Here is a 20,312-nt window from a genome sequence, read left to right as displayed (position 1 = left end):
TGGAATCAGTAGATTCACCGATCCCCGCACCCGAGAGGGCTTATCTGCAAAAATTACGAAGGAACGACCTCGGCGGTCCACCGGACCACGGCCAGTATAATGGGAGTGCCGGCATAAACCGCGCCGCCCCCGGCATCGATCGTAAGAGCTTCCGGCTCGACTCCGTATAGGCCGCCGGGCTGCAGAATGCCGTTGATGTACAAGTCCCGGTACCCGTTCGGGCCCAGTCCCTCGAAGCTCGCGGCCGGAGCTCCTTCGTCGGTCGTGAACAAGGCGGCCGGAATCGCGACCGGAGCGGAGAGGTCCAGGTCGGACTCGGGGACGTAGAAGTAGCGGTTCACGGCCGGGGTGACGATCACGCCGGGGACGAAGACCGTGCCCGGCGGCCCTTGGGGACCTTCAGGGCCTTTAGGGCCTTCAGGGCCTTCAAGACCTTGAACACCTTGAGGACCTTGCGGTCCCGGAGCGCCTTGAGATCCGGGGATGCCTTGCGCCCCCGGGAGGCCCGGCTGGCCTTGAGGACCTTGCGGACCTTCCGGGCCTTGCGAGCCTTGTACGCCTTGCGGGCCTTGTGCGCCTTGCGGACCTTGGGAACCGGGCTCGCCTTGCGAGCCCTGAGATCCCGAAGAGAAGGGAAACCCTAGAGCTCCTCGGGCCCCTTCCGGACCCGCCGGACCTGGAGGACCTTGATACTCCCGCCCCTCTTCGCGCCCCCGCATGCCTCCGGGACCGGCTTCGCCGTACGCCCCCGGGAACCCGGGAGGCCCCATCGGGCCCGGAGGTCCGGGCGGCCCGGGCGGCCCGGGAGGTCCAGGCGGGCCGGGACGTCCCGAAGGTCGGCGGCCCGCCGCGACCCGCCGCTTCGCGGGCGCGCAGGCGCTTCTCGGGCGGCCGTTCCTCCGCCGGCGAAGCGCGGCGCGCCCGGAAGAGCGGCGCTTCCGCGCCGTTCCGCCTCTTCGGCGCGGCGGCTTGCGTCGTCTCCGCGGAGCCGAGGTCCCGTTCCCCGAATCCTTCATCCAGCCCGCCCCTCCTTCGTCCTCGACGCTGCATCTGCCCTATTCATATGTCATTCGCACAGCGGAAGAGTGGACGGTTGACTACCTGCGTTCAACAAAACACTGCAAAAGACCCTTTCGTTAACAGACTAGGGGGATGGAGGTTCTCTAACGAACTCCAGAGTCGCTATATAGCTTCAAAAGCCCATTTTGAAAACTCTAACGAATCCCAGCGATCTTATTTGGGGCCGCTCGGGTGAAAAATGGGCTTCCAGCGCGAAATAGAGTCTATACGATTCGTTAGAATAGAAAATCTTCTATTTGGGGCCAAATAGCGTCTCCTCGATTCGTTAGCCACTCTAAGACCGGATAACACACCTGTACGTGAGTTAGCCAGTCATCGAAGAAACTTCGAACGGCCTGCATGTGAAAAAAAGCGTCCGGAACCCGGAGCCGCTAACCGGACTCTCCGTACGTTCCGAACGCTCTATATCGTCCATCTCGATGCCGTCATCGGCGGCTAGCAGCCTCGCGCGATCTCCAGGCCGACTTGTTCCATCGTCACTTCGCCGAGCTCCGCTTCCATCGCCCTCTGCGCCCGCGAGAACGCCGTGTCGAGCGCGCCTTGAATGTTCCGCCCCACCGGGCAGTCCGGGTTCGGATTGTCGTGGATCGCGAACAGCTCTTCGTCCGCCTGCACGGCACGGTAGACGTCGAGCAGCGTAATCTCGCCAAGGCCGCGGGCCAAGACCGCTCCCGGCACGCCGGGGCTCGTGCGGACGAGGCCGGCCCGGCTGAGCATCCCCATAATCCGGCGAATGACGACCGGGTTCGTATTGACGCTTCCGGCGATGATCTCGGAGGTCAACCGCTCGTCGGGATTCATCCCGATCAGCGATAGAATGTGAGCCGCGACGGACAATTTGGTGTTGATCGCCATCGTCGGCGCCTCCTTCGTCTTCGGTGTTCTCCTATTATTGAACACGCCTTCTTCGGTTGTCAACGAACCGAATCCTTCGTCACTCACCCTCCAGCTTCAGCTTGGAGAGAGCCTCCGCGGCGACGCGGCGCGCCTCTTCCACGGTGTCGGCCGCGGCAAGCGCGACGGCCATCCGGCGCCCCGGCTTGGTCACCGGCTTGCCGAAGACGCGCAGCTGCGCGTCCGGAAGAGCCAGCGCCTCTTCCGCGCCGAGCAGCCGGTAGGACGACCATTCGGCGTCCGCCTTGAGCGGGCGGCTCGCTCCGGGCGACACGAGCTTGATCTCCGGGATCGGCAGGCCGAGAATCGCCCGGACGTGGAGGGCGAACTCCGACAGGTTCTGGCTGGCGAGCGTGACGAGCCCCGTATCGTGAGGACGCGGCGACACTTCGCTGAAGTATACCTTGTCGCCGGAGAGGAACAGCTCGACGCCGAAGAGACCGGCCCCGCCCAGCTCGTCCGTAATGACGCGTGCGATCCGCTTCGCTTCTTCGAGCTGAGCTTCCGTCATCGCGTGAGGCTGCCACGACTCGATATAGTCGCCGTCCTTCTGAATGTGCCCGATCGGCGGGCAGAATTGCGTGCCGTGAACGGAACGGACGGTGAGCAGCGTAATCTCGGACTCGAAGCGGATGAATTCCTCGACGATGACGCGCCCCTGCTGCACCCGGCCGCCTTCCATCGCGATCTGCCAGCTCCTCGGCAGCTCCTCCTCCGACCGGCAGACGCTCTGGCCTTTGCCGGAGGAGCTCATAAGCGGCTTCACGACGCAGGGGAAGCCCATCTCCCGCGCGGCGTCCGCGAACTGCCCGTACGTGTCCGCGAACCGGTACTTCGCCGTCGGAAGCCCGAGCGTCTCGGCCGCGAGCCGGCGGATGCCCTCGCGGTCCATCGTCAGCCGCGCCGCGCGGGCGGTCGGGATGACGCGGAAGCCTTCCTCTTCCAGCTTCACGAGCTCGGCGGTCGCGATCGCCTCGATCTCCGGCACGATGAGGTCCGGCTTCTCCTTCTCGACGAGCTCCCGCAGGGCCTGTCTGTCGAGCATGTCGATCACGTAGCTGCGATCGGCCACGTGCATGGCCGGAGCTCCTTCGTAGCGGTCGACCGCGACGGTCTCGACCCCGAGTCTCTGCGCTTCGATGACGACTTCCTTGCCCAATTCTCCCGAACCGAGCAGCATGAGCTTCTTCGTCTGGAACATGTCCGCCTCCGTCTATTTCGATCTTCTTGTATAGGCTCCATTATACACGAACGGCGACAAGCACCGAAACGGCGTTCCGGTGCGGGCGCGACGTATGAACGGCCGGCGATTCACCCATTCTAAGGAGAGGGAGGGAGGTGAACGCGATGGCCAAGGACGTGCTGTGCGAAGTGAATTCGTGCAAGTATTGGGCGACGGGCAACAAGTGCGCCGCCACTTCGATCTACGTGGTCAACAACCGGGGGACGGAAGCCCGCAACTCGGAGGAGACCGACTGCAAGACGTTCGAACCGAAGATCTGACCGCAGGGGAAAAAAGCAGGCTTCGGGAACGGCTCGCCGCAGAGCCGTTCTTTTTCTTTCTCTCTTTTTTCCCCATGCCGCTTCTTCCTGCATTATGCCCGCTATTGAGAACAATTATCATGCACGCGGCAAAAATTCTCTCCTCAGACGACGGACGCGAAGCGCCTTCCCGCGACGAATTCGCGGAACGCCTTGGCCGCCGGGGACAAGTAGCGCTTCTCCTTCCATTCGATGCCGACCTCGAACTCGTTGCCGGGATCCCGAAGCGGAACCCAGCATACGCCTTCCAGCGCCAGTCCTTCGGCCCGCGGCAGCAGAGAGACGCCCAGCCCGGCCGAGACGAACCCGGCCACCGTCGGCAGATCCTCCGCTTCGTATAGCGCATGCGGCGCCACGTCCGCCTTCTCCAGCATCTCCTCGATGGACGTTTTGAGGCCGCACTGGTTTTTGAGCCCGATATACGGTTCTTCCGCCAGCTCCCTCAGCTCGACCTCCTTCCTCCCGCTCCATGCATGCCCCTTGGGCACGACGACGTCGAGCCTGTAGGTATGGAAAGGCGTCCAGGCGCCCGAGACGTCTCCGGAACAGGCCGACGTGATGATCAGATCGCACGCCCCCGTCTCCAGCTGGCTCCGGATGAACGTCCCCGTTCCTTGCTGGAGCTCGAAGCGGACGTTCGGGCGTTCCCGCTTGAACTCCTTGACCAGGCTAGGGATGAGCCGGGTGCCGAGGACGTTCAGGAAGGCCAGCGACACGACGCCGGATTCGGGGTTCGTCAGCTCCTCGATCTCCTGCTTGCCCTTGTCGATCTCCTGCACGACCCGCTCCACCCGCCTCGCGAACAGCTCGCCATAACGGTTCAATTGAACGTTGCGGCCGCTTCGCTCGAACAGCTGCACCCCGAGCTCCTCCTCGAGCTTGGCGATCGAATGGCTGAGCGCGGGCTGCGTAATCGACAGAGCCTCCGCCGCGCGGGTCACATGCTGCAATCTCGCCACCGTCAGGAAGTACTCCAACTGGTTCAGCTCCATAACGCTCCCACCCTTTTCCTAATAATTGATTAATCTCGTGCATGATATATATGAAAACAATAAATTAGACGTTATGCATTGTCAAATTCTACAATGAGTTCGACGGAACCGGCCGGCATCGCCCGGCCCGGCACATCCGAATCGAAGGAGGAATTCGTTTGAACTCTGCCGTTCATCCCGCCTTGGCCTCCCGCCGGCGAGGCCTCCATCTGCTCCTGATCACGCTCGGGCTGTTCGTCGTGTATCTGGACGGGACCATCGTCAACGTCGCGCTGCCCGACATCCAATCGAGCCTCGGAACCGGGCTTCGGGGCTTGCAGTGGGTCGTCGACGCCTATGTCCTCGCCTTCGGCTGCCTTCAGATGGCGGCCGGAACGGTCGGCGACTCCGTCGGCCACCGCCCTCTGTTCCTGACCGGGCTGATCGGCTTCACCGCCTGCTCGGCCGTCTGCGCCCTCTCGGGCAGCATCGAATGGCTGCTGGCCGGCAGGGCCGTGCAGGGCGCGTTCGGCGCCATTCTCATCCCCGTGTCGCTGGCCATGATCCGCGGCATGTACCCGGAGCCGGCCGAACGGGCCAAGGCGATCGGCATCTGGGCTTCCGTCGGCGGGTTGGCGCTGGCGGCCGGCCCCGTGCTCGGAGGCTGGCTCGTCGAGGCTTACGGCTGGGAGAGCATCTTCTGGATCAACGTGCCGGTAGGGATCGTCGTCGCCGCCCTCTTGCTCGCCGCGAAGGCTCCGGCCGCGCCCCGGCAGGCCCGCAAGCTCGACGCGCCGGGACAGATCGGCTTCCTCGCCTTCATCGGACTGCTGGCCTTCGCGCTAATCGAAGGGCATTCGCGCGGCTGGGGCTCCCCGGAGATTGCCGGCTCGCTCGCCGCTTCCGGCGTCGCGCTTGTCGCGTTCCTGGTCTGGGAGCTCCGGGCGAAGCAGCCGATGTTCCCGCTGCGGCTGTTCCGCAACCCGGTGGTGACGGCGGCGGCGATCGTCAACTTCCTCGGCTTCCTGGGGCTCTACGCCATCTTGTTCCAACTCACGATGTTCTGGCAGAGCGCGGAAGGACTGTCGCCGGTCGAGACGGGCGTTCGCTTCCTCTCGCTCACGGCGAGCATCATGGTCTTCTCGTTCCTGGGCAGCTCCTGGTCCGCGAAGCTGGCTCCGCGCCTCGTCATTCCGGCCAGCCTCGTCGCGATCGCGGCAGCTCTCGCCGGACTGACGCTGCCCGATCCCGGCGATTCCTATCTCTCTTTCGCCTGGGCGCTCGTCCTGCTCGGGTTCGGCATCTCGATGGCCGGCACCTCCGCCACGAACGCCGTTATGGGAGCCGTGACGCCAGAGAGGGCCGGGGCCGCCTCCGGCATCGTCAGCACGACCCGGCAGGTGAGCGCGATCTTCGGCGTCGCCTTGGCGGGAACGGTCCTGTCGTCCCAGATCGAAGGAGCCGCTCCCGGCGCGCTCGCCAAGCTGCCGCTGGCCGGCGAAGCGAAGGAGCGGCTGCTCGAGGCGTGGCGGAGCGGAGCGATCGGCGGGGAACTGCTGAACTCCGCGCCCGGCGACGTTCGCGAGCTCGTCGCCCGCGAGGGGGCCCGCCTGTTCGCGGAAGGAATGCACGCGACGATGGCGCTATCCGCCGCCTTAAGCGTGCTCGGAGCCGCCGCTTCCCTGCTGCTGTTCCGCTTATCCGCCGGGAGGAAGGCGGGCGCAAGCGCCCGGGAGCCGGAAGAGCCGCGTCCACCTTCCGCCGTCCCGTCCGATTCCTCGCCGGGTGCTTGAGTCTGTCTTCTGGATCGAACGGGGAGACTGGCTCCGAACGACATGAAGTCATGAATAGGAGGACATGAATAGAAGACATCGGCGGGCCTCCCTCTGCGGAGGCTCTTCCTTCTATTCCGCCCCCTGCCAAGTCAGGTTTATTCACCTCTCGCTACGAAACACGGGCGTTCCGCGATCCTTTATGTCACATATGTTGACGCAATCCGGAATTGCAGATAAAATGACCAACAGATTGACCAACACCGTGCGCTGAGAACGGACGGCGACGCCGGACGGACAGCCATTCTGGGGGGAAGAGCGCATGAAGCTTGTGCTGCTGAAGCATTTCTCCTTCGACGACGAGAGCGCGATCGCGGAATGGGCTCGACGGAAGGGCCACTCCGTCGCGATGATCGATCCCTCCGTCGAAGGAACATTGCCTGACATCGACTCCTTCGATCTGCTCGTCATCCTCGGCGGACCGATGAGCGTGTACGACGAGAGCGGGAACCCCTGGCTCGTCCGGGAGAAGCGGTTCATCCGCAACGCGGCCATCGCGGGCAAAAGCGTGCTCGGCATCTGCCTCGGAGGCCAGCTGCTCGCGGAAGTGCTCGGCGGCCGGGTGTACCGGAGCAGCCGGAAGGAGATCGGCTTCCACCCGGTGCGGCGAACCCATGAGCGGCACCCCCTCCTTGAGGGGCTCCCGGAGGAATTCCACTCCTACCAATGGCACGGAGACGCGTTCGAGCTGCCGCCCGGCGCCGTCCCGCTGGCCACCTCGGAGGCTTGCGCGAACCAAGCCTTCGCCTACGGCCCGTACGTGCTTGGAGTCCAGTTCCACCTGGAGACGACGCCGGCCTGCATCGGGGAGATGCTGACGCGATGGTCGGACGAGCTGACGGACGCCCCGTACGTCCAGAGCGCCGACGCCATCCGCGAACAGCTCGGACGGACGGCGGATTCGCACGCCATGCTTCGCGGCATTTTGGATAATTTCGAACGTTCGATGCGTTAAAGCGGCCTTCAGGCATTAACCACATTGCGGACGGCAAAACAGCCCCGCGCCGTCTTCGGACGGCGATGGGGCTGTCTGTCGAGGCTGAGAGCGCCGGAAGGGGGCGGTACTTGGCAATAATGCCGGACAGCGGCGCCTCCCCTACTCGATCTGGTCCTCCGTCACCGTCGCTTCCATCGTGTTGATGAAGAAGCGCAGGCTGTTCACCATCCCGAGCGTCACCTCGCCGGCCGCGTACATCTCCTGAAGCGCGTCCCTCTCCAGCTGGATCGCCTTCAGCTCCACTTCCCTCTTCATCTGCGCGAACTTCTCCTGCCGCTGCGGGGACGCCATGCTGTCCCGGAGCCGCTCGATCGCGTCCTGGTAGTGCATGATGATCGGAAGGGCCGCCTCCTTGTTCGCGCCGCCCGTCTCTTCCCGCAGCCGAACGATCGCCGCCTTCGACGTATCGAGCTTCAGCCTCTTCAGCTCCTTCACCTCTTCAAGAGACCAGGCTTTGCGGCCGCGGCCCGTCGCCCTTTTCCACAGCCGCTTGAACGCCAGCCTCAACGAAGTCGCGAGGAACCGGAACCGTCCGCTGACCAGAAGCGATTCCATGCGGCCCAGCGCCGCCTCGAACCGGCGAGCCGTCTCCGGAGAGATCTTCCCGGCCTCGAGCTGCCGCTCCATCTCCTCCCGCTCCGCCTTCAGCCCCGCCGCCCACAGCCGGCCGAAGTCCGAGCGCCAGGCCTTGCGCTCCTTGAACCCCGGCTGCGTCCGGATCTGCTGCAGCTTGCGGTTGTAGTCGCCGAGGACGGACATCACGGCCTCCTTGTTCTCCTCGTTCGCCTCCTCCTTGAGACCGCGCATCGCCTTCTCGACGATCCGGATCTGGGCCTCGTTCTCGGACAGATGCTTGTCCCCTTCCCGCGCGGCGCCGGAGCGCCTGGACAGCAGGGGGAGCGCGATGCTCGCCGTCAGAAGCGTGAACAAGATCACCCCGGCCGACAGGAAAATAATCAAATCCCGCTGGGGAAAAGGACTCCCGTCCTCCAGGAACAGAGGAATGGAGAACGCGCCCGCGAGCGTAACCGCGCCCCGGACGCCGGACAGCGCCGTCAGCACCGAATCCTTCAGCTTCCGCCGATTCGTTCTCTCCTTGGGGTCGAGCGCGGAGAACAGGTACACCCATGCGAACCGCAGCGCGTATAGACTGACGGTGATAATCGCGATGTAACCGATGACCTGGTAGTTGTCGAAGTTCGGATCGCGGAAGATAACCGACGCCGCGCCCGGGATTTGCAGGCCGAGAATAAGGAACACGAGGCCGTTCAGGATGAACAGTATGACGGACCACGTGCTCGCCGAGACGACCTGCAGCTTCGTCGCATAAGGCTCCATCCGGTCCTTGGCGACCGCGTGGAAGATGCCGCCGGCGACGACGGCGAGAATGCCGGAGACGCCGATCTCCTCGGACACCATGTAGATGACGAACGGGGTCAGAATCTGGATGAGCATGTGCATCGTCGCGTCCTCGATGCCGAGGCGGCGGAGGAACGTCCGCAGCAGGATGACCAGGAACGAGAGGACGACCCCGCTGAGCAAGCCTCCGACCGCGATCAGCACGAAGCTCACGGTCGCGTGCGGCAGCGAGAACACGCCCGTGACCGTCGCCGCCACGGCGAACTTGAAGGCGACGAGGCCGGACGCGTCGTTCATGAGCGCCTCGCCCTCGAGCAGCCGGATGATTCCCTTGGGCAGGTTGATCCGGCCCGACAAGGCGCTTACGGCGACGGCGTCCGTCGGGGACAGAATCGCGGCGAGGGCGAAGGCGGCGGACAGCGGGATGGACGGAATCATCGCGTGAATGCCGTAGCCGCCCGCGAGCACCGTCGCGAAGACGAGCCCGACCGCCAGCAGCAGGATCGAGCCCCGCAGCTTCCACAGCTCGTCCCGCGGCATCCTCCTTCCGTCGTTGAACAGCAGCGGGGCCACGAACAGAACGAAGAACAGCTCGGGCTCCAGCTCCAGGTGGACGCCGAACGGCCCGAGAGTCAGCAAGGCGCCTAGCGCCACCTGGAACAAGGGCACCGGAACGGCCGGCACGATCCGGTTCAGCACGTTCGAGACGCCGATCAGCGCCAGCAAAACGAGAATGACGAGAAATAACTCCATGACGCGTTAGGTCCTCTCCGTTTATTGTCCTAGGTGTTCATTTTCTCCCAAATCGCGCCAAAAATAAAGAAGCGGAGCCGCCCGGCCTTCCGGCCCGCGAACCCCGCTCCCCGTCTTCCCGCCTTATCCGATCAGATACAGCCGGCTCGTCTCTTCCCAGATCTCGCCCTTCTCCAGCCCGATCAGCCCGATATCCTCCGCCGGAAGATCGACGTTCGGGGCGTTGACCAGGTTCACCTGCGGCTCCGGACAGAAGAAGCCGCCCTGGGCGCCGCTGTTCCAGATCATCCACTGCTTGTAGCCGACGCCGACGTCGTACACGAGCTTGACGCCCGCGCGCGTATCGGTCAGCTCCATGTAGTTCCGCCCGTTCTGCGGCCGGGACGTGTAGTGATTGTCCATCGGTTCGAAGAACGGGGACTGCGTGCCCTCGATCATCTTCTTCTCGCCTTCGCTGAGCGGCTGGAAGCGCCCGGTCGGAAGCATCCGGTCGTCCGCGCCCATCTCCCAGCGCTCGCCGATCGTCAGCTTGAAGCGGACGTCGTCGTTCCCGCTGCCGGGGGCGAACGGCGCGTTCACGGCCGTATGGAACGCCAGCAGGCACGGAAGCCGCTTCTCCCCGTCGTTGCGCACGGTAACCCGCTGGTGCAGCCCGTCTTCGCTCAAGGTGTATTGAAGCTTCAGCGTGAACTCGAACGGCAGGTACTCGTACACCGGATGCCCTTCCGCGACCGTCAGCGACAGCGTGACGCGGCTCTCGAGCTCGTCGGCGCCGAAGCGGTCGACCTTCCACGGCGTCGTATGCGCGAAGCCGTGCAGGTGGTTGCCTCTCGCCGTCTCGTTCACCGGGAATTGATAGGTCGTGCCTTCCCACGGGAATTTGCCGGCATCATAGCGGTTCGGCGGGAACAGCACGGGGATGCCGTGCACGCCCGGATTCGCCTTGAACGCTTCCATTCCGTCCGCGCCCGGCTCGCGCAGAATCGCGTAGCCCCGCCGCGTGTCGCGGAACGCGATCAGGTTCGCCCCGATCTGCGGCAGAACGGCCGCCTCATAAGGTCCGGCTTGAAGCCAGACGGCTTGCTCTCCATGATAAGTGCCCTCGTAAGCCTTATTCGTCGCCATAACGTCCTCCTCATAAGTGCGAAATCATGAGTTCATGACTTGTACGTACATCTACCTCCTAGCATAACACACCGAAGGCGGGCAGGAGTAGCGGGAAAGTAGCGGCCCTCGCCCTTCGGCCCGCCCTCTCCCCCGCGGAAATCCTTTGACACCTCTCGCCGAGCCGTCTATATTTTTAGTTAGCTAGCTAATTTTAACCTTCGAACGGAGGCTGCCATCCTTGTTCTCTTCCAACGAGAAGCTGACCCGGCTCATGCGGCACGTGCTGAAGCTTCACCGCTCCCACGTGGACCGGCTCATCCGGGACTACGACGTCTACCCCGGTCAGCCGCCCCTGCTCATGAGACTCTCGCAGCAGGACGGGCAGAGCCAGCGCGAGCTCGCCGCCGGCATGCTCGTGAAGCCTGCGACGCTGACGGTCATGCTCGGCCGGATGGAGAAGACGGGTCTCGTCTCCCGGGCTCCGGACGACCGCGACCAGCGCGTGACGAGGGTGTACTTGACCGACAAAGGCCGAATCGCCGCCGAAGCGGTCATGCGGGCGATCGAAGAGGTGGAGGCCCGCTGCTTCGAGGGCTTCCTGCCGGAGGAGCGGCTGCTGCTGCGCCGGTTCGTGCTTCAGATGCACGACAACCTGAGCGAATGGAAGCCGGATTGAATCGTTAGCCAGCTAAAATAATCGAGGTGGTACCGTTGCGATCCTTGCTCTCTTATCTTAAGCCTTATCGCGCCGCGACGCTCGCCGCTCCGCTGCTCATGATCCTCGAGGTGATGATGGACCTGCTGCAGCCGAGGCTGATGGCGGCTATCGTCAACGACGGCGTCATGAAGGGGGACCTCTCCCGCGTCGGGCTGACCGGAGCGCTCATGATCGGCGCCGCCGTCCTCGGCCTGCTCGGCGGCATGGGCTGCACGTATTACGCGATCCGGGCTTCGATGGGCTTCGCGACCGATCTGAGGGACGCACTGTTCCGCAAGGTGCAGACGTTCGCGTTCCGCGACTTGGACCGGTTCCCCGGCGGCTCTCTCGTCACGCGCCTGACCGGCGACGTCGTCCAGGTGCAGACTCTGATCCATACCGCGCTGCGGATGCTGATCCGGAGCTCGTTCCTGTTCGCGGGCAGCATCGTCATGGCGCTGCTCATCAGCCCGCGCCTGTCGCTGCTGTTCGCGGTCGCGATTCCGGTCTTGTTCGCGCTGACGTACGCGCTGCTCCGCAAGTCCGTTCCGCTCTACCGGGAGCTGCAGGCGAAGCTCGACCGCGTCAACTCCGTGCTGCAGGAGAACCTGGGCGGCGTCCGCGTCGTGAAGGCGTTCGTGCGGGCCGCGTTCGAGCGCGGCCGCTTCGGGCGGGCGAACGAGGACAACTACCGGGTCGGGCTGAAGGCCGCCCGCCTGCTCGCGATCAACTCCCCGATCACGACGATCATCCTGAACGCCAGCATCGTCTGCATCCTCTGGTACGGCGGCGGGCAGACGTGGAAGGGGGAGCTCGCGATCGGCAGCCTCGCGGCCTTTCTCACGTACGCGGCGCAAGCGCTTAACTCCATGGTGTCGCTGGCCAACACGCTCGCGAACATCTCGCGCGCGAAGGCGTCGGCCGACCGGATCAACGAGGTGCTGCGGACGACGCCGGATCTTCGGGAGCCGGCGGAAGCGGAAGGCTCGGGCCGCCAGATCCGCTCGGGCCGGCTCGAGTTCGACCGCGTCTCGTTCGGCTACGGGGCGGGAGGCGAAGAGCCGGTGCTGCAGGACGTCAGCTTCGTCGCGGAGCCGGGGCGGACGATCGGCATTCTGGGGGCGACGGGCGCCGGCAAAAGCACGCTCGTCAACCTGATTCCGCGGCTGTACGACCCCGACGCGGGAAGGATTCTGCTGGACGGAACCGATATCCGCAACATTCCGTCCGAGCGGCTGCGCGGCCATGTCGGCATCGTCCTGCAGCAGGCCGTTCTGTTCAGCGGGACGATCCGCGACAACATCCGCTACGGCAAGCCGGAGGCGACGCAGGAGGAAGTGGAGTCGGCCGCGAGGGCGGCCGAGGCTCACGAGTTCATTCTTTCTTTTCCGGAAGGGTACGACACGGCGATCGGCCAGCGGGGCGTGACGCTGTCGGGCGGCCAGAAGCAGCGCCTCTCCATCGCGCGGGCGCTCCTGGCGCGGCCGGACATCCTCATTCTCGACGACAGCACGAGCGCCGTCGACCTGCGGACCGAAGCCCGCATCCGCGCCGCCTTGAAGGAGCGGCTGGCCGGGTGCACCTGCCTGATCATCGCCCAGCGGATCTCCTCCGTCGCCGACGCGGACCGCATACTCGTGCTGGAGGACGGGCGAATCGTCGCCGACGGCACCCATGCCGAGCTGATGGCCGGCAGCGCCGTGTACCGCGACATCTACGCATCCCAGCTCGGAGAGGAGGAGACCGCCCATGCTTAATCCGAGTCCGCCTCGCGGAGTGCCCGTGCCGAAGCAGCGGGCCCGCCGCGCCGGGGCGACCGTCGCCCGCATCTGGGCCTACCTGAGCCGCCAGAGGGGAGGGCTGATCGCCGTCGTCGCCCTGGCCCTCGTCGGAACGGGCTTCGGCCTTCTGGCCCCCTATTTGCTGGGTACCGCCATCGACGATTTCATTTTGCCGCAGGATCGCGACGGGCTTCTTCGCTTGTGCTTGCTTCTGGGCGGGATCTATCTGTTCGGGGGCTTCGCCTCCTGGGTTCAAGCCCACGTCATGGCCGGCGTCTCCCAGCGGACGGTGCGCGACATGCGCGCGGACCTGTTCGCCCATCTTCAGAAGCTTCCGGTCCGCTTCTTCGACTCCCGGACGCACGGGGAGCTGATGAGCCGCACGACCAACGACATCGAGAACGTGGCGACGACGCTGAACCAGAGCTTCGTCCAGATTCTGACGAGCGCGGTGACGCTGGTCGGCTCGCTCGCGATGATGCTGGCGCTTAACGTCTGGCTGACGCTGGTCAGCCTCGTCACCATCCCGCTCGTCATGCTGGCGACCCGGGCCATCTCTTCGCGGACGAAGCGGCATTTCTCCGAGCAGCAGCGGCGCCTCGGGGCCCTGAACGGCTTCATCGAGGAGACGCTCTCCGGCCAGAAGGTCGTGAAGACGCTCAGGCGGGAGCGCAAGGCGATCGAGCAGTTCTCGGAGATGAACGAGAGCCTGAAGCAGGCGGGCACTCTAGCCCAGACGCTGTCCGGCTACGTCGGCCCCGTCATGAACGTCATGGGCCACCTCAACTTCATCCTGATCGCCGCGGCCGGCGGCTGGATGGCCATCCGCGGTTGGACGTCGGTCGGCGTCATCGTCAGCTTCCTCAACTATTCGCGGATGTTCAGCGGGCCCGTGAACGATCTGGCGAACCAGTACAACGCCATTCAGGCGGGCGTGGCCGGCGCCGAGCGGGTGTTCGAGATTCTCGACGCCGAGACGGAGTACGACGGCCGCGGCGGCATCGAAGTCGGCGAGATCGCGGGGCATGTCGCGTTCTCGGACGTCTCGTTCGGCTATCGGCCGGATAAGCCGGTGCTGCGCAACGTGACGTTCGCCGCGAAGCCCGGCGACGTCATCGCGCTCGTCGGGCCGACCGGCGCCGGCAAGACGACCGTCATCAACCTGCTGACCCGCTTCTACGACCTCGAGCCGGGGCAAGGGACCATCCGCATCGACGGCACGGACATCCGCGAGCTCGACAAGGACGGCTTGCGCGGGCGCCTTGGCATCGTGCTGCAGGACGCGTACACGTTCTCGGACACGATCCGCGAGAACATCCGCTACGGCCGGCTGGACGCGACCGACGAGGAGGTCGTCGCCGCCGCCAAGCTGGCGAACGTGCACGCCTTCGTGCGCAAGCTGCCGCAAGGCTACGACACCCGGCTCGCGGCGGACGGCGGCAACCTGAGCCAAGGCCAGCGCCAGCTGCTCACGATCGCGCGGGCCATTCTGGCGAACCCGGCCATTCTCATTCTCGACGAGGCGACGAGCAGCGTCGACACGCGCACGGAGATGCACATTCAGCAGGCGATGGCGGCTTTGATGAAGGGACGCACCAGCTTCGTCATCGCCCACCGGCTGAACACGATCCGCAGCGCCGACCAGATTCTCGTCGTCGACGGCGGCGAGATCGTCGAGCGCGGCACGCACGAGGAGCTTCTCGCGCGCCGCGGCTTCTACGAACGGCTGTACCGCACGCAGTTCGCCAACGAGGCGATTTGAGGGGCGGCGGGCAAGCGGGATGCGCGGCTTGTAGAGGTCGGCGCTGCTGGCGGCTATGAACCTGATAAGACTACTCTTTGGCGGCAAGAAGGGCTGTCCCCCGGGTCTATTCGACCCTAGGGACAGCCCTCCTTCGTCATCGGCCAAGCCGACGGACGTTTGGTCGCGCGTCAGCCTTGAGCGCGGCGCCTTTGCCTTCCTCTTTTCCCCGCCGAGACCGTCTCTTCTTACTTCGTCAGCAGCGAAGCCGGAACGTTGAACGCGTACAGCTTCTCCTCGGATTGGACTAGCAGCGTCTTGCCGGCCACCTTGAACGGACCGAACGCCCGCGAGGACGTCTGGAACCGGAACTGCGCCTTCCCCGTCTTCGCGTTCGCCGCGATCACCTTGCCGTCCGTCTGCGCGACGTACAGGCCCGAGCCGATCAGATCCAGCCGGCTGACGGGATTATCCATTCCTTCGTAGTACACCGTCGTGCCGTCGAATATCTTGCGCGCCGTCACCCCGAGACCGTCGTCGTTTTGGAAAAACAACCGCCCGGCGTAAGGTCCCGCGATCCAGTCTCCCGAATCGGACAACACCTGGCCTTTGGACGCCGTGCCGGCATCTCCCGGTTTGAGCCGGTGAATAAGGCCGTCTGCGTCTTGAATGTACAATTCCTCTCCGTCGAGGACGACTTGCCGCGGAGCCTGGATCAAGGGATCCTTGTTCGGGTCGACCGGCAAATAGGATTTCGTCTCCACGATTTTGCCCGTAGCCGGATCGACGACGTCGATGGAGGCGACGTACTCCGTCGTGTCGTTCCGAGGCCACGTGTCGAGGTAATAGAAACGTCCCTTGACGGATCCCAAATACCGATGGCTGCCGCTCAGCTTCCATAGGCTTTTGCCGGTTTTGCGGTCGATCGCGTATTCGGTCTCGACGGTGATCGCCCCCGATTCGAACGTCGGCATCAGAATCAGATCGCCTTGAAGTCTTAACTCGCCGTAAGCCGCGACGGACGAATTCGTCCATTTGACCTTGCCCGACGCCGCGTCGAGGGCGATCAGCTTGCCCGCTATCGCGTACAGGCTGCCCGCGTCGGCCGCGAGCCGCGGAAGGCCGGGGGTCGGGAGCTTGTAGCTCCACGCCTTCTTCCCCGTCTTGGCGTTCAGCTTGACGATCTGCCCGCTCTCCGAAGCGAAGTAGACCGAATCCCCTTCGGCCAACAGGGCGACGGACCCTTTCGAACCGGTCTTGAACGTCCACAGCGTCTTGCCCGTCTGCAGGTTAAGCGCGACCACGGCCCCGGCCTTCGACGCGACGACCCGGTCCCCCGCCACCGTCACGCGGTCCGGGATAAGGTCCGTCTGCGGCCGGCCCAGATCCGCGGTCCAGCGAGGCTGCGCGGCCTTCGCCGGATTCGCGTAGCTGTAAGCCGTAGACCGGCTGTAGCCGGCATTCGTATCCGCCAAGACGGCTTGCGAAGCCGCTAACCCGAGCGAGCCCGCCAGCAGCGCGGCCGCCGCCGGCTTCATCCATTTGCGCATCGTCGTTACTCCTCCTCATTCCATGGCGATTCTACGCTCTATGGACGGTCGAACGGCCCGGCAAGTTGCCTATTCTCTTCGTTTTCCTTATTATTTTTTACAAATACCGGAATATCGCTTCCCGAAGGCGCAATAAAACAACCTGGAAGGGTAAGAATCCAATAGGGAGACGGTTCGTGCTGCTCTACTCAAACGATGCTTAGGAGGCTAGGCGACATGGAATTTCGTACAGAACGCGATACGATGGGGGAGATCCAAGTCCCCGCGGAAGCGATGTGGGGGGCGCAGACGGAGCGGAGCCGCCAGCATTTCCGGATCGGCTCGGAGCGGATGCCGATGGAAGTCATTCGCGCGTTCGCCCTGCTCAAGAAAGCCGCGGCCGCGACGAACCGCGAGCTCGGAACGCTGGAAGCGGAGAAGGCCGACGCGATCATCGAGGCGGCCGAAGAGGTGTTCGACGGACGCTGGGACGACCACTTCCCGCTCGTCGTCTGGCAGACGGGCAGCGGCACGCAATCGAACATGAACGTCAACGAGGTCATCGCGCGGCGGGCCAATCAGATTCTGGAGAAGCAGGGCAGCGCGCTGCGGGTGCATCCGAACGACGACGTCAACAAGTCGCAGAGCTCCAACGATACTTTTCCGACCGCCATGCACATCGCCGCCACCATCGCCATCGAGGACCGGCTTCTCCCGGCCCTGGACCTCTTGAAGGAGACGTTCCGGGAAAAGATGGAGGCCTTCCGGCATATCGTCAAAATCGGCCGGACCCATCTGCAGGACGCGACGCCGCTGTCGCTCGGGCAGGAGATCAGCGGCTGGCGCGCGATGCTGGACCGCTCCGGCCTGATGATCTGGGAGAGCGCCAAGTCGCTCTCCGAGCTGGCCATCGGCGGCACCGCGGTCGGGACGGGCATCAACGCCCATCCGTCGTTCGGCGATAAGGTCGCCGAGGCGCTCAGCCAGGACACCGGCAAAACGTTCGTCTCGTCGTCGAACAAGTTCCACGCTCTGACGAGCCACGACCAGATGGTGTACGCGCACGGGGCTCTGAAGGCTCTGGCGGCCGATCTGATGAAGATCGCCAACGACGTCCGCTGGCTCGCCAGCGGCCCCCGGAGCGGGATCGGCGAGATCACGATCCCGGAGAACGAGCCCGGCAGCTCGATCATGCCGGGCAAGGTGAACCCGACCCAGTCCGAGGCGCTGACGATGGTCGCCTGCCAGGTGATGGGCAACGACGCGGTCATCGGCTTCGCGGCCAGCCAAGGGAACTTCGAGCTGAACGTGTTCAAGCCCGTCATTCTGCACAACTTCCTGCAGTCCGTGCGGCTGCTGGCCGACGCCATTCGCTCGTTCAACGACCATTGCGCCGTCGGCATCGAGCCGAACGAACGCGTCATCAAGCGCAACCTCGAGCAGTCGCTCATGCTCGTCACCGCGCTGAACCCGCACATCGGCTACGAGAACGCGGCGAAGATCGCGAAGCTGGCCCACAAGGAGGGGCTGTCGCTGAAGGAAGCGGCGCTCGCCACCGGCCTGCTGACCGAGGAGCAATTCGACCGGTACGTCCGGCCGGAGAACATGATCGGCCAGAACTGAGTTCGCGTCGAGGCCCGCGCATGCAGGTACACGCATGAAGGCACGCGCCAAGAGCCCCCCCGCCCGCCGATGGGCAGGGGGCTCTTCGCGTACGCGGAAAGGGTCGGGGCGACCGCCGCGCCCCCGCATTCCCGCCAATTGACTCGACTGCTGAGTCACTTTTGCCCACTCCCCGCATTCCCGCTAATTTGCCTCAGCCACGGAGTCTCTTTCGCCCACTGCCCCGTTTTCCCGCCGCCCCCCTTCCGCCGTTGGCAAGCTAGTTAACCAACGCCGAGGGTTGCCTCTTTCCCCATCCCGCGCTATAATGTTCCAATCATCCTATGTTTAGAAAAGAGGTTGCCCATGGATCTCAAGCAAGCGAAGCGAACGACGCTGACCGACCAGATCGTCGAGCAGCTGGACGGGCTTATTCAATCGGGCGCCTGGCCCGTCGGCCAGCGGATCCCGCCCGAGCCCGAACTCGTGAAGCAGCTGGGCGTCAGCCGCAATACCGTGCGCGAAGCGGTCAAGTCGCTCATCCACGCCGGCATGCTCGAAGCGCGGCAGGGAGACGGAACGTACGTCAGCTCGGCCAGCGGGCTCGGCGGCGCCCTGCAGCGGCGCCTCGGCAAATCCGGCCTGATGGAGACGATAGAGGTGCGCCGCGCCCTGGAACAGGAGGCCGCCCGCCTCGCCGCCGAGCGCCATACGGAGGAGGATGCGGACCGGCTCCGCCGCCGGCTGGACGAATTCCGCGCCGCTACGGACGAAGAGGCTATTATCCAAGCCGATCTGAATCTCCACAAGGAGATTATCCGGGTTACCTACAACAGCCTGTACGTGGAGCTGTACGACCACCTGACGGAAGCGCTGAGGGACTCGATTCGCATCATGTCCGCCGAGAAGGAGGAGCTGGCCAAGCACGACCGCATCCACGGCGATCTGATCGGCCATATCCTGGCGCGCGACGCCGATGCGGCGGCCGAAGCCGTCCGGGAGCATATACGGCTCTCCAGCGAGTGGATCGGATCCCGATAACCGCAAATTCATCATAGAAGGGATACCCCAAAAAATGAACGCCAAGAATCGCAGCAAGAACCCGCGTCCCGCCCTCGCAAGCACCGCCCTGCTCGTCGCCGGCATCTTCTTGATCGCCGCCAATCTGAGAGCCCCCATCACGGCGGTCGGCCCGCTCGTCGGGGCGATCCGCGAGAGCACCGGCATCTCGGGAAGCGCGGCCGGGCTGCTGACGACGATCACGCTCATCGCCTTCGGGCTCGTATCGCCAATCGCCCCGCGAATCGCCCGCCGGATCGGCATCGAAGCGACGCTATTCGTCGGCACGGCCGTCATCCTGCTCGGAGTCGTTCTTCGATCGCTGCCCTACGTGGCTGCGCTGTTCGCCGGCACCGCGCTCATCGGCATGGCGATCGCTCTCGGCAACGTGCTGCTGCCGACCCTGATCAAGCGGGACTTCCCGCACAAGCTGGGCATGATGACGGGCATCTATTCCGTCTCGATGAACCTGTGGGCCGGCATCGCCTCCGGCCTGAGCATTCCGCTCGCCGAAGCGGCAGGGCTTGGCTGGCGCGGCTCGCTCGGCTTCTGGGCGGCGCTGTCCGCCGTCGCCGCCGTCGTCTGGCTGCCGCAGCTGCTCCGGACGGCCGACGAGACTTCGGCTTCGACTTCGGCTTCGGCTTCGGCTCCGAAGCCTGCCGCCGGACGAAGAGCCTCCGGCCTGCGGCGGTCTTCTCTCGCTTGGCAAGTCTCGTTCTATATGGGATTGCAATCGTTCCTGTTCTACGCCAACGTCTCGTGGCTGCCCGAGATTCTGCACGACCGCGGCCTCTCTTACGAGACGGCCGGCTGGTTCCTGTCGCTCATGCAGATCGTGAGCGTGCCCGCTTCCTTCGCGACTCCGATTCTGGCCGCCCGCCTGAGAAGCCAGAGACCGATCGTCGCGGTATTGTGCGCCATTCTGTTCGTCTCCTACGCCGGCTTGTTATTCGCAGGAGGCACCGCCGCGCTGGCCGCGGTCTGGATCGTCCTGCTCGGCATCTCGATGGGCTCGGCCTTCAGCCTGTCCGTGCTGTTCTTCTCGCTGCGGACGACCGGCGTGCGGCAGTCGGCCGAGCTGTCCGGAATGGCGCAGTCTATCGGTTATCTCATCGCTTGCATCGGCCCGGCCCTGATCGGCTACCTGCACGACTCCACCCATGGCTGGACTTGGCCGCTTATCGTCATGACGGCGATCGTCGTCGGCAAGCTCGTCGCCGGGCTTGGGGCGGGAAGCGCCCGGACGATCGCGGACGAACCGGCCAAGCCGCCTCTCGCCGCTGCCGGCGCCAGGAGATAACCCCCCCATGCGCCCGCCGCGCAAAACACCCCCCTCGGGAACGAATCCCGAAGGGGGTGTCTCTTTGT

The 20,312-nt window shown here is 64.7% G+C and carries 16 protein-coding genes; 9 read left to right on the top strand and 7 right to left on the bottom strand.

Going from position 1 to position 20,312, the window contains the following annotated elements; genetic code table 11:
- Positions 1–53: 53 nt before the first annotated feature.
- From H7B90_RS33360 to purT, 3 genes are all read right to left on the bottom strand, one after another.
- Positions 54–359, bottom strand: a complete 306-nt coding sequence (locus H7B90_RS33360) for a DUF4183 domain-containing protein (RefSeq protein WP_221481972.1) — start codon at positions 357–359, stop codon at positions 54–56.
- A gap of 1,156 nt (positions 360–1,515) precedes the next feature.
- Positions 1,516–1,935 (bottom strand): Rrf2 family transcriptional regulator, encoded by a 420-nt coding sequence (locus H7B90_RS09085; RefSeq protein WP_185135541.1) that lies wholly within the window; start codon positions 1,933–1,935, stop codon positions 1,516–1,518.
- A gap of 79 nt (positions 1,936–2,014) precedes the next feature.
- A complete protein-coding gene (purT, locus tag H7B90_RS09080; RefSeq protein WP_185135540.1) occupies positions 2,015–3,175 on the bottom strand; it encodes a phosphoribosylglycinamide formyltransferase 2 in 1,161 nt (386 codons plus the stop codon).
- A gap of 146 nt (positions 3,176–3,321) precedes the next feature.
- Here purT and H7B90_RS09075 point away from each other — a divergent pair, with 146 nt between their 5' ends.
- On the top strand, positions 3,322–3,477 hold the full coding sequence (locus tag H7B90_RS09075; protein WP_185135580.1) for a DUF1540 domain-containing protein: 156 nt from the start codon (positions 3,322–3,324) through the stop codon (positions 3,475–3,477).
- 143 nt (positions 3,478–3,620) lie between these two features.
- On the opposite strand, the gene H7B90_RS09070 is transcribed toward H7B90_RS09075, so the two are convergent.
- Positions 3,621–4,508 (bottom strand): LysR family transcriptional regulator, encoded by an 888-nt coding sequence (locus tag H7B90_RS09070; protein WP_185135539.1) that lies wholly within the window; start codon positions 4,506–4,508, stop codon positions 3,621–3,623.
- 158 nt (positions 4,509–4,666) lie between these two features.
- Here H7B90_RS09070 and H7B90_RS09065 point away from each other — a divergent pair, with 158 nt between their 5' ends.
- Together H7B90_RS09065 and H7B90_RS09060 are read left to right on the top strand one after the other, a co-directional pair.
- Positions 4,667–6,280 (top strand): MFS transporter, encoded by a 1,614-nt coding sequence (locus H7B90_RS09065; RefSeq protein WP_185135538.1) that lies wholly within the window; start codon positions 4,667–4,669, stop codon positions 6,278–6,280.
- Between the two features lie 301 nt (positions 6,281–6,581).
- Complete coding sequence (locus tag H7B90_RS09060; protein ID WP_185135537.1) at positions 6,582–7,274, top strand: type 1 glutamine amidotransferase; 693 nt, start codon at positions 6,582–6,584, stop codon at positions 7,272–7,274.
- A 141-nt stretch (positions 7,275–7,415) separates the two neighbouring features.
- Here the strand turns inward: H7B90_RS09060 and H7B90_RS09055 are convergent, their stop codons facing one another.
- Both H7B90_RS09055 and H7B90_RS09050 read right to left on the bottom strand, forming a co-directional pair.
- Positions 7,416–9,428 (bottom strand): Na+/H+ antiporter, encoded by a 2,013-nt coding sequence (locus H7B90_RS09055; RefSeq protein ID WP_185135536.1) that lies wholly within the window; start codon positions 9,426–9,428, stop codon positions 7,416–7,418.
- A gap of 123 nt (positions 9,429–9,551) precedes the next feature.
- On the bottom strand, positions 9,552–10,553 hold the full coding sequence (locus H7B90_RS09050; protein WP_185135535.1) for an aldose 1-epimerase: 1,002 nt from the start codon (positions 10,551–10,553) through the stop codon (positions 9,552–9,554).
- Between the two features lie 253 nt (positions 10,554–10,806).
- Here H7B90_RS09050 and H7B90_RS09045 point away from each other — a divergent pair, with 253 nt between their 5' ends.
- From H7B90_RS09045 to H7B90_RS09035, 3 genes are read left to right on the top strand one after another with little or no spacing between them, the layout of a single operon-like run.
- On the top strand, positions 10,807–11,211 hold the full coding sequence (locus H7B90_RS09045; protein WP_185135579.1) for a MarR family winged helix-turn-helix transcriptional regulator: 405 nt from the start codon (positions 10,807–10,809) through the stop codon (positions 11,209–11,211).
- Positions 11,212–11,246: 35 nt separating this feature from the next.
- Entirely contained in the window at positions 11,247–12,989 is a 1,743-nt protein-coding gene (locus H7B90_RS09040) for an ABC transporter ATP-binding protein (protein WP_221481971.1), read from the top strand.
- Positions 12,982–14,775, top strand: a complete 1,794-nt coding sequence (locus tag H7B90_RS09035) for an ABC transporter ATP-binding protein (RefSeq protein WP_185135534.1) — start codon at positions 12,982–12,984, stop codon at positions 14,773–14,775. The genes H7B90_RS09040 and H7B90_RS09035 overlap by 8 nt, the downstream gene beginning before the upstream one ends.
- Positions 14,776–15,002: 227 nt before the next feature.
- Here H7B90_RS09035 and H7B90_RS09030 read toward each other — a convergent pair whose 3' ends face one another.
- A complete protein-coding gene (locus H7B90_RS09030; RefSeq protein ID WP_185135533.1) occupies positions 15,003–16,304 on the bottom strand; it encodes an outer membrane protein assembly factor BamB family protein in 1,302 nt (433 codons plus the stop codon).
- A 216-nt stretch (positions 16,305–16,520) separates the two neighbouring features.
- On the opposite strand from H7B90_RS09030, the gene fumC reads away from it, so the two are divergent.
- The 3 genes from fumC to H7B90_RS09015 all read left to right on the top strand — a co-directional run bounded on the left by fumC (position 16,521) and on the right by H7B90_RS09015 (position 20,244).
- Complete coding sequence (gene fumC / locus H7B90_RS09025) at positions 16,521–17,906, top strand: class II fumarate hydratase (protein ID WP_185135532.1); 1,386 nt, start codon at positions 16,521–16,523, stop codon at positions 17,904–17,906.
- 345 nt (positions 17,907–18,251) lie between these two features.
- Positions 18,252–18,926: a FadR/GntR family transcriptional regulator gene (locus tag H7B90_RS09020; RefSeq protein WP_185135531.1), complete on the top strand. Its 675-nt coding sequence runs from the start codon at positions 18,252–18,254 to the stop codon at positions 18,924–18,926.
- A gap of 34 nt (positions 18,927–18,960) precedes the next feature.
- The gene (locus H7B90_RS09015) at positions 18,961–20,244 is read left to right on the top strand and encodes a CynX/NimT family MFS transporter (RefSeq protein WP_185135530.1); all 1,284 of its coding nucleotides are present in this window, start codon (positions 18,961–18,963) and stop codon (positions 20,242–20,244) included.
- The last annotated feature ends 68 nt before the right edge of the window (positions 20,245–20,312 follow it).

It is taken from the genome of Cohnella xylanilytica (assembly GCF_014212175.1).
Taxonomy (GTDB): domain Bacteria; phylum Bacillota; class Bacilli; order Paenibacillales; family Paenibacillaceae; genus Cohnella; species Cohnella xylanilytica.
The sequence above is the reverse complement of the archived record's forward strand: the minus strand, read 5'-3'. Positions and strand labels throughout refer to the sequence as shown.

Bases quoted from the DNA above. Each gene is read 5' to 3' on its own strand.
- H7B90_RS09085 (WP_185135541.1), bottom strand. From the start codon at position 1,935: ATGGCGATCAACACCAAATTGTCCGTCGCGGCTCACATTCTATCGCTG.
- purT (WP_185135540.1), bottom strand. From the start codon at position 3,175: ATGTTCCAGACGAAGAAGCTCATGCTGCTCGGTTCGGGAGAATTGGGC.
- H7B90_RS09075 (WP_185135580.1), top strand. From the start codon at position 3,322: ATGGCCAAGGACGTGCTGTGCGAAGTGAATTCGTGCAAGTATTGGGCG.
- H7B90_RS09070 (WP_185135539.1), bottom strand. From the start codon at position 4,508: ATGGAGCTGAACCAGTTGGAGTACTTCCTGACGGTGGCGAGATTGCAG.
- H7B90_RS09060 (WP_185135537.1), top strand. From the start codon at position 6,582: ATGAAGCTTGTGCTGCTGAAGCATTTCTCCTTCGACGACGAGAGCGCG.
- H7B90_RS09055 (WP_185135536.1), bottom strand. From the start codon at position 9,428: ATGGAGTTATTTCTCGTCATTCTCGTTTTGCTGGCGCTGATCGGCGTC.
- H7B90_RS09050 (WP_185135535.1), bottom strand. From the start codon at position 10,553: ATGGCGACGAATAAGGCTTACGAGGGCACTTATCATGGAGAGCAAGCC.
- H7B90_RS09045 (WP_185135579.1), top strand. From the start codon at position 10,807: ATGCGGCACGTGCTGAAGCTTCACCGCTCCCACGTGGACCGGCTCATC.
- H7B90_RS09035 (WP_185135534.1), top strand. From the start codon at position 12,982: ATGCTTAATCCGAGTCCGCCTCGCGGAGTGCCCGTGCCGAAGCAGCGG.
- H7B90_RS09030 (WP_185135533.1), bottom strand. From the start codon at position 16,304: ATGCGCAAATGGATGAAGCCGGCGGCGGCCGCGCTGCTGGCGGGCTCG.
- fumC (WP_185135532.1), top strand. From the start codon at position 16,521: ATGGAATTTCGTACAGAACGCGATACGATGGGGGAGATCCAAGTCCCC.
- H7B90_RS09020 (WP_185135531.1), top strand. From the start codon at position 18,252: ATGGATCTCAAGCAAGCGAAGCGAACGACGCTGACCGACCAGATCGTC.
- H7B90_RS09015 (WP_185135530.1), top strand. From the start codon at position 18,961: ATGAACGCCAAGAATCGCAGCAAGAACCCGCGTCCCGCCCTCGCAAGC.